Source organism: Leptospira adleri, from assembly GCF_002811985.1.
GTDB lineage: Bacteria > Spirochaetota > Leptospiria > Leptospirales > Leptospiraceae > Leptospira > Leptospira adleri.
The window spans coordinates 7,501-15,678 of the sequence record NZ_NPDU01000091.1 but is presented as its reverse complement, the minus strand read 5'-3'; the positions used below and the strand labels follow the sequence as shown (position 1 = coordinate 15,678).

7 protein-coding genes and 2 tRNA genes (1 of these 9 only partly in view) are annotated in these 8,178 nt (G+C 46.7%); 3 read left to right on the top strand and 6 right to left on the bottom strand.

Annotated features, from left to right (window positions below; all coding sequences use genetic code 11):
• Positions 1 to 209 precede the first annotated feature (209 nt).
• Positions 210 to 292, bottom strand: a tRNA-Leu gene (locus CH376_RS21460).
• A 51-nt stretch (positions 293 to 343) separates the two neighbouring features.
• Positions 344 to 1,018: a CDP-alcohol phosphatidyltransferase family protein gene (locus tag CH376_RS21455; protein ID WP_100783893.1), complete on the bottom strand. Its 675-nt coding sequence runs from the start codon at positions 1,016 to 1,018 to the stop codon at positions 344 to 346.
• A 144-nt stretch (positions 1,019 to 1,162) separates the two neighbouring features.
• On the opposite strand from CH376_RS21455, the gene CH376_RS21450 reads away from it, so the two are divergent.
• Positions 1,163 to 1,236, top strand: a tRNA-Asp gene (locus CH376_RS21450).
• Positions 1,237 to 1,543: 307 nt separating this feature from the next.
• Here the strand turns inward: CH376_RS21450 and fliG are convergent.
• From fliG to pdhA, 4 genes are read right to left on the bottom strand one after another with little or no spacing between them, the layout of a single operon-like run.
• Positions 1,544 to 2,563: a flagellar motor switch protein FliG gene (gene fliG / locus CH376_RS21445; protein WP_100783892.1), complete on the bottom strand. Its 1,020-nt coding sequence runs from the start codon at positions 2,561 to 2,563 to the stop codon at positions 1,544 to 1,546.
• A 12-nt stretch (positions 2,564 to 2,575) separates the two neighbouring features.
• Positions 2,576 to 3,985 (bottom strand): dihydrolipoamide acetyltransferase family protein, encoded by a 1,410-nt coding sequence (locus CH376_RS21440; RefSeq protein WP_100783891.1) that lies wholly within the window; start codon positions 3,983 to 3,985, stop codon positions 2,576 to 2,578.
• A 21-nt stretch (positions 3,986 to 4,006) separates the two neighbouring features.
• The gene (locus tag CH376_RS21435; RefSeq protein ID WP_243394644.1) at positions 4,007 to 5,017 is read right to left on the bottom strand and encodes a pyruvate dehydrogenase complex E1 component subunit beta; all 1,011 of its coding nucleotides are present in this window, start codon (positions 5,015 to 5,017) and stop codon (positions 4,007 to 4,009) included.
• Positions 4,981 to 5,964 (bottom strand): pyruvate dehydrogenase (acetyl-transferring) E1 component subunit alpha, encoded by a 984-nt coding sequence (gene pdhA / locus CH376_RS21430; RefSeq protein WP_207767157.1) that lies wholly within the window; start codon positions 5,962 to 5,964, stop codon positions 4,981 to 4,983. The genes CH376_RS21435 and pdhA overlap by 37 nt, the downstream gene beginning before the upstream one ends.
• 95 nt (positions 5,965 to 6,059) lie before the next feature.
• Between pdhA and CH376_RS21425 the strand changes: the two genes are divergently transcribed.
• Together CH376_RS21425 and creC are read left to right on the top strand one after the other, a co-directional pair.
• A complete protein-coding gene (locus tag CH376_RS21425; protein WP_100784076.1) occupies positions 6,060 to 6,791 on the top strand; it encodes a response regulator in 732 nt (243 codons plus the stop codon).
• Between the two features lie 4 nt (positions 6,792 to 6,795).
• A protein-coding gene (gene creC / locus CH376_RS21420; protein WP_100783888.1) for a two-component system sensor histidine kinase CreC crosses the window boundary here: on the top strand, positions 6,796 to 8,178 show its 5' portion. Its footprint extends 48 nt past the window's final position; the window shows 1,383 of its 1,431 coding nt (coding positions 1-1,383); its start codon is at positions 6,796 to 6,798; the stop codon falls past the right edge of the window.

The following is an 8,178-nucleotide window of genomic DNA, read 5'->3' as shown; positions in this document are numbered from 1 at the left end:
AGATCTTTGCTCGAGAGGGGACTCGCCGTTACGCAGCATCCACATCCTGTGGCGCTTAGCTCCACGGCGTCTTTCAGGCTCACTCGCCATCCCTGGCTCGTGTCGCATTTGCACGCTCTCTATGGATCGCTCCAAATGCTTTCGCCTGAAAGCTTCGAGTCCGATTTTACGATCAATGATTGTTAGATTTAAAAAAGAGAAAAGATCTTTGCTCGAGAGGGGACTCGAACCCCTACACCTAATCGGCACAAGCACCTCAAGCTTGCGTGTCTACCAATTCCACCACCCGAGCGGTTGCAATGGACAGGATGTGAGAAGAGGTCAGGGAGTCAAGGAATTACGATCAAACGAGTTCGTATTTCTTTCGAGTCTTTTTATCGTCAGGGTCGATTTGAATCTTTTCCGGATGAAAGACGATGTTCCAATAACGTTTGGAATAAGCGAAGATTCCGATGCTCAAAATGAGAACCAAGACGTAGCCGGAATACTCAGGGTGTTTTAAAAAACTCTCCCCTGCAACCTGCATTTCGATCAGAGGAATACACATATACCAAAGAACCGTGACAGCAACAAGTCCCACGCCGAATTTTCCCCACCAATTCGGTTTTCCTTGAATTCCTCTTTTGAGATAGAGAAAACTTCCGAGCCAAACGCCCAGGATTTCTCGAATCATATATGCAATTAAAATCCAAGATGGAAATCGGAAATAGTGGACGATGACCGAAAGTCCGCCGACCGTAACGATCTTATCGCAAACAGGATCCAAATAGCGACCTAGGACGGATTCCTGATTGAGGAGACGCGCTAAAAAACCGTCCAGGTAATCCGTGATCACCGCAATGATACAGGTAAAAAGTGCGTAGAGCAGGAATTCCGTTTTTTCCGGATCTTCCATATAAGTTTTCGTGAAGGTGATAAAAAAAGGCAAAAGGAACACCCGGCTGACGGAGAGAAAATTCGAGACCGTAAAAATCCGATCTTCTAAAAGTTCTTTTGGTTTTTTTTCCTGAACGATCATTCTTGTTTCCTTCCAATATTTTTATCAGAAGAATTTTGTATTCCAGTAAATGAAAGGATGGATTTTCGGAACAGAATTTTTCAGCTAATTTGTTTGAAATCGGTTGACCGCCTACCTTCGTTTGAAAAAGTATCAAAGGAACAAGGAGCTGTAGCTCAGCTGGTTAGAGTGCCTGCCTGTCACGCAGGATGTCGCGGGTTCGAGTCCCGTCAGCTCCGAGATTCATCTTTTTTAACTCAATCTTTCAACTTATATAGAATCTGAACTCGAAGCTTTCGAGCGAGAGCATTTTTCTTTTCACTAAGAAACGAAAAATGCGATGCGAATCATGATAGGCTTCGATCCATCGAGAGAAGCCTGCTGAGTTTCTGGGTGAGCACGCGAGGAAGACGCCGTGGAGCTTAATTTCGCAGGATGCGAAATTGCGTAACGGCGAGTCCCGTCAGCTCCGAGATTCATCTTTTCTCAACTCAATCTTTCAACGATATAGAATTTGGACTCGAAGCCTTCGAGCGAGGGCATCTCCTAGATATATTCTTCTCCGTCCTTTTTAACGAAGATGGTTCCTTCCTCTTCCAATTCCCGAACCAGGTTGAGGACGATGTTCCGTGCGTCGTTGATTTCGCGTAACGTAAGTTTTCCTCGGATGTCCATCATATCCATGATTTCCGCCGCTCGGTTTCTCGACATTGCGTTTAAGAAATGATTTCTGAGTTCGTCTCCGGAGCCTCGAAGCGCCATACTCAGAGTTTCGTCGTCGCTCAGGCGATTGATGAGAATCCGCATTTCTTTCTGATCGAGACCGAGAACGTCCTCAAAGGTGTATAACTTCTCTTTGACTTGTTTTGCGAGTTCCGGAGAATTCGCTTCGAGTTCTTTGAGAATATTCTCCTCTTGGGACTTGTCCATGTGATTGAGAATATTCGCAAGAGCTTCGGCGCCGCCGGCTTCGCTGTATTCGGACCGATCTCTCTGCTCGTATTTTTTCTTTAAAACCCTGGCAATCTCTTTGATCGCATCGGGGTGAGTTTTCGTCGTGTTTGCAAGACGATAGGCGACGCTCGCCTGCAATTCTCCCGGAAAGAATTTTAATATGTCCGCCGCTTTTTTGGGAGTCATAAACGCAAGAGTGACTGCGATTGTCTGAGGAGATTCGTGCTGAAGTAAACTTGCGAGAACCCCGGGCTCCGCTTCGCTTAAAAAAGAAAAATCGTCTTCGATATCTTTTCGGGAAAGTTTTCCGAGGATGTTCTCCGCTTTTTCTTTTCCCATGGAATGCTGGAGAATTTCTCTCGCGGCGTCCATTCCACCTTTGATTTCTCCTTCACCGGGAAGAACCGAATTCTTAAACTCCAATAGAACGTCTTCTTTTTCTTTTTTAGAAATGGTTTTGATCTGAGCCATCTCAAGGATGATCTCTTCGATCATAGAGTCGTCTAGTTTGGAAAGAACCTTGGCGGCGTCTTCTTTGTTAAGCGACAAGAGGAGAAGCGCCGATTTTCTTATTTTTTCTTTTCTTGCACCGGAAGCTGATTCTTTATCCACAAAATAAAATCCTTAACCTGTAAGTAGGCGAAGGGGATGTTCCGCATATTCTCGAAATGTGGAAAGAAATCTGGCTCCGGTGGCGCCGTCGACAACTCTGTGATCGCAGGAAAGAGTAACCGTTAGGATCTTTCCGGCGACGAGACTTCCGTCGCGAACCACTGCTTTTTCCACAAGAGCTCCGACAGCGAGGATGGCCGCTTCCGGTTCGTTGATGACCGCAGTGAAGGAAGAAATTCCGAACATTCCGAGGTTGGAGACGGTAAAGGTTCCGTCCGTGTATTCCCCCGGTTTGAGTTTTCTGTCTCTCGCTCGGGAAGCAAGTTCTTTTATCTCGCGGCTGATCGCCGTGATGTTTTTCTGATCCGCGTTTCGAATATAGGGAGTGATGAGTCCGCCTTCTATGGAAACCGCGACTCCAATATCGATTCTTCCATGTTCAAGAATATGATCTTCTCTCCAGGAAGAATTTACTTCAGGAACTTCTCTCAAACACAAAGAACAAGCCTTGAGAATCAGATCGTTCACGCTGATCTTATCGTGTCCTTCCAATTTGAGATCCTTGTTGATTGCATTGCGGAGATTGTCGATCGGCTCCGCGTCGACTTCCATCGTAAGATAAAAATGAGGAATCGTGGAAGTGGAATGCGCGAGTCTTGTCGCGATCGTCTTTCTCATCCCCGTCAGTTCGAGTTTGCGGTCCTGACGTTTTACAAAACCGAATCCCTTTCCACCGCCTGATTCCTGAAAGGTAAGAATGTCGCGTTTGACGATTCTTCCTCCGGGACCGGTTCCGATCACTTCCTCTAGATTGACTCCGTTTTGAAGTGCAAGATTTTTTGCCAACGGAGAAGCCTTGGTCGGAAGTCCGCCGCGTGCGAAACGAAGGGGAGAATGTTCTGATTCTTCCGAGCCGATCGACGACGAAGTTTTGAATCCGGAAGACCGTTCCTCGTTTGCGGCGATGTCGTTGTTTCCGGAGTTCTGAGAAACGGAGGCTGTTTTTGTTTCCAGATTCTTCCCAACGCCCAACGCCGGGGAAGCAGCGGGACCTTGTACGGAAAAAGTCGGCGCTGTTGCGGGTGACGCGCTTTGTGCCGGAGTCTGGCTTGGCGCAGATGAGCCTTCTTTTTTGACGGGAATCGATTTCTTAGCGGTTTCGACTAACGCAGAAACGTCTTCTCCCGATTTTCCGATGATTGCTACAGGAGATCCAACGGGAAGAAGTGTTCCTTCGGGTGCGAGGATTTCAAGAAGAACTCCGCTTTCAAAGGCTTCCATTTCCATCACCGCCTTATCGGTTTCCACTTCCGCCAAAATTTCGCCCGGAGAAACGGAATCTCCTTTTTGTTTGAGCCAACGAACGATCTTTCCTTCCGACATCGTGGGGCTGAGCTGGGTCATTTCTGCTATTTTAGCCATTTTGAATATTCCTCGTTCGTGTTATTCGAGCATCTCTCGAACCTTGGCGATGATCTTTTCTTCGCTAGGAAGAGAAGCCTTTTCCAAGTTCGCCGCATAAGGCATCGGAACGTCCTCTTGCGTGATTCTTTCCACGGGAGCGTCCAGATCGTCGAAGGAATTCTTTTGAATCAAATACGCGATTTGAGAACCGAAACCCGCGACTTCCCAACCTTCTTCTACGATCAAAGCACGGTTCGTTTTTCGAATCGACGCGTAGATCGCTTCCTCGTCCAGAGGACGGATCGAACGGAGATCCAAAACTTCCACCGAAATTCCTTCCTTTGCCAATCTTTCCGCGGCGGGAAGGGCGTACATCAAGGCTCTCGACCAGCTAACGATTGTTATATCCGAACCTTCTCGTTTGATATCCGCCTTTCCGAACGGAATCGAATATTCCTGATCGGGAACTTCTCCTCGGCTTCCGTATAAAACTTCGCTTTCGATAAAGATCGTCGGGTTGTTGTCACGGATCGCCGTTTTCAAAAGGCCGCACGCGTCCGCCGGAGTATAAGGAGCGATCACTTTCAAACCGGGAATATGTGCGTACCAACTTTCGAAGGCTTGAGAATGCTGAGCCGCCAATCTTCCGCCCGCGCCGCCCGCGCCTCGAAACACGATCGGAATCGGAAATTGACCCGCGCTCATATAATTCATCTTGGCGGCGGAGTTTATGATCTGATCGATTGCTACGAGAGAAAAATTCCAGGTCATAAATTCTATGATGGGACGAAGACCCACCATAGCCGCGCCGATTCCGACGCCAGCAAAACCGTTTTCCGAAATCGGAGTATCGATGACCCTTCTTTCGCCGTATTTCGCGAGCATCCCTTGGGAAACTTTATAAGCTCCGTCGTAATGTCCGACTTCTTCTCCCATGAGAAATATGTTCGGATCCTTGTCCATTTCCTCGCACATCGCGCGGTTCAGCGCTTCTCTATACGTTAGAATCGCCATCAGACATTCTCCGCATAAACGTTTTTGTACAACCAACCTAACGGAGGTTCGTCGCTCGCATCGGCGAATGCGATCGCTTCTTCCACTTTCGTCTGAAGATCCATATCTAATTTTTCTAATTCTTCTTCCTTCCATTCCGCGTGAAGAAGATCTTCTTTGGCTTTTAAAAGCGGATCGCTCTGTTTGTAACGATCCAATTCTTCTTTGGTTCTGTATTTCGCGGGATCGGACATCGAATGTCCCCGGAAACGATACGTGGAAATTTCCATGAGGGTGGGGCCTTCTCCTCTACGCGCTCGTTCCACGGCAACGCTTACGTGATCTCGGACCTTACGAACCTCGTCTCCTTCGATATGGTCTCTTGCGATATCATAGGCTCCGGCGCGAACCGAAACGTCCTTTACGGAAAGAGCGCGGTATTCCGGGGTTCCCATCGCGTAGTGATTGTTTTCGCAGATCATCACAAGAGGAAGTTTCCAAATCGCGGCAAGGTTCATTCCTTCGTGAAAGGATCCTATATTGGCCGCGCCTTCTCCGAAGAAGCAGATCGTGACCGCGTCCGTCCCCTTGTATTTAGCCGCGTATGCGATTCCGGCCGCGAGAGAGATGTGACCTCCCACAATTCCGTGACCGCCCATGAAATGTTTTTCCTTATCGAAAAAATGCATCGAACCTCCGTAACCTTTTGAGATTCCCGTTTTTTTTCCGAAGAGTTCGGCCATAAGCGCATTCGGATCCAACCCTCTCGCAAGCGCATGTCCGTGGTCTCGATATGTGGATACGATATAATCTTGTTCTTTGAGGGCCGCGATCGATCCGACTCCGACCGCTTCTTGACCGATGTAGAGATGGCAAAATCCTCCTATCTTACCGGTGCTGTAGGATTTTGCAGCGCCTTCTTCGAATCTTCGAATGAGGAGCATCTGTCTATAGAGTTCGAAAAGATCCTGAGTTTCTTTTTTGGTTTTGGGTTGGCTCATAATGTTGTGGGTCGTTAAAACAATCGCAAAGTATTCGTGTGGAAGGAGGATATGCAAACGGATTTCCTTCCGATCTGAAAAAAATTAGAAACCGGAGAATGGAACAAAAATATTCTTTTCCTAAAGAGAACGATCCGTTTTCCTTTTCTTGCATGCATTCTATTCGGACGATCCTGCTTACTGAAGACGAACCGGGAATCTGCGATACGATCCGAATTGTCTTAGAGTCCGAAGGGTTTCGGATGCTCTCCGCAATGACCGGTAACGAGTGTCTTTCACTCTTAAAGGAATCTCCGGATCTACTCGTATTAGACGTGGGTCTTCCGGATTTAAGCGGTTTTGAAATTCTAAAAGAACTTAGAAAAAAATATTCGATCCCTGTCATTTTACTAACGGCTAGAGAATCCGAATTGGATCGTGTTCTCGGTTTGGAATTGGGCGCCGACGACTATATGGTAAAACCGTTCAGTCCGCGTGAGTTGGTCGCAAGAATTCGAGCGGTGCTTCGGAGATACGATGGAAATTCGGAAGAAAAACGAACCGAATTTTTTACGGATGAGGATCGTAAGGTGATTTACTACTACGGCAAATCCTTGCCTCTCACTCCTTACGAATATAAGACTTTGCTTTTATTTTTAAAACGACCCGGTAAAATTTTCACCAGAGAAGAGATCATGGACTCGGTTTGGACGGAGCCGGAGGATAGTTTTGATCGGGCAGTGGATACGGTGATTAAAAACATTCGAACAAGATTGAAAGAAGTCCGGAGCGACTTGGATCCGATCGAGACCAGACGAGGTCTTGGTTACGGATGGAAGGAGACGTTATGAGTCTTTGGATCCGAATCGTAATCGGTTTTTTTTTGTCTTCTCGGCAGGCTATTACTACTTCGTAGATAAAATCGAAAAATCAATTCGGCCCCGTTATATGGAAACGGTGGAGGAATCGATGAATGACACCGCCCATCTGTTCTCCTCCCTTTTAGAAAAAGAACTTTCTAAAAGGGAATCTACTTTGAAAGAAGTCAGCGAACGAATTCTTTCTCCCATGTTTGTGATCGCGAAAGAACGAAATCTGAATTCTAAAATTTTCGAAGTAACCAAAAAGAAGGTAGATCTCCAACTCTATGTGACCAACGAACAAGGAATTGTGGTGTACGATTCGGAAGGATTTCGGAAAGGATCGGATTATTCAAAAAAGAACGACGTATATCTTACGTTGAGGGGAAGTTACGGAGCGAGGTCGAGTCTGTTGACCGCCTCCGATCAGGAGGGGGCTTTATTTGTGGCGGCTCCGATTCGGATGTCCGGAAAAACGATCGGCATTCTTACCGTGATCAAACCCAAGAGCAGTGTGATTCCTTTTATCGAATCCGCCGAGAAGAAATTTTGGGCACTCAGTCTTTATGTGGCTTTGTCCATCGTCGTTTTGTTTCTCATCGCAGTTTATCTGATATTCTCACCGATACGAAAATTATCCGAATACGTTTCCGCACTCAGATCTAAAAAGCGGAGTCCGTTTCCAAAAATCAGCGTTCCGGAAATCCGAGATCTTGGAGAGGAAATGGATCAATTGTTTCGAGAACTAGCCGGAAAAGAATACGTGGAAAACTACGTGCAATCCATGACTCACGAAATCAAAAGCCCACTTTCTTCTCTTCTCGCTTCCGCGGAGTTGATCGCCGAAAATCCGGATCGAATGAGTTCTCTGATCTCCAATATCCAATTGGAAGGAAGAAGAATCCAAACGATTCTCGAAAGACTATTGGAATTCAGCGCCTTGGAGAATTTGTCTCGATTGGAAAAGACGCCCAATCTGAATTTGCAAACGATCGTCCGAGAAACGGTTTCTTCCGTAACTTCCGAATCGATTCGAAAAAAAGTAAAGATTCAAGAGTCGACCGAAACCGTATCTGTGGAAGGGAATTCATTTTTTTTAGAAACGGCTCTTCGGAATTTAATTCAGAACGCTTTGGATTTCTCCAGTCCAGATTCCCAAATTACGATCCGTTGCGGAAAAGAGAACGATCTTCCTTTTTTGGAAGTGGCGGATTCCGGCCCCGGAATTCCCGGTTACGCATTGGAAAGAATTTTTGAAAAATTCTATTCTCTCCCGCGTCCCGATACCGGCCGCAAAAGTTCAGGATTGGGACTTGCTTTTGTGCGAGAGATCGCGAAGTTACACGATGCGGATGTCTCGGTAAAAAACGGAACTTCC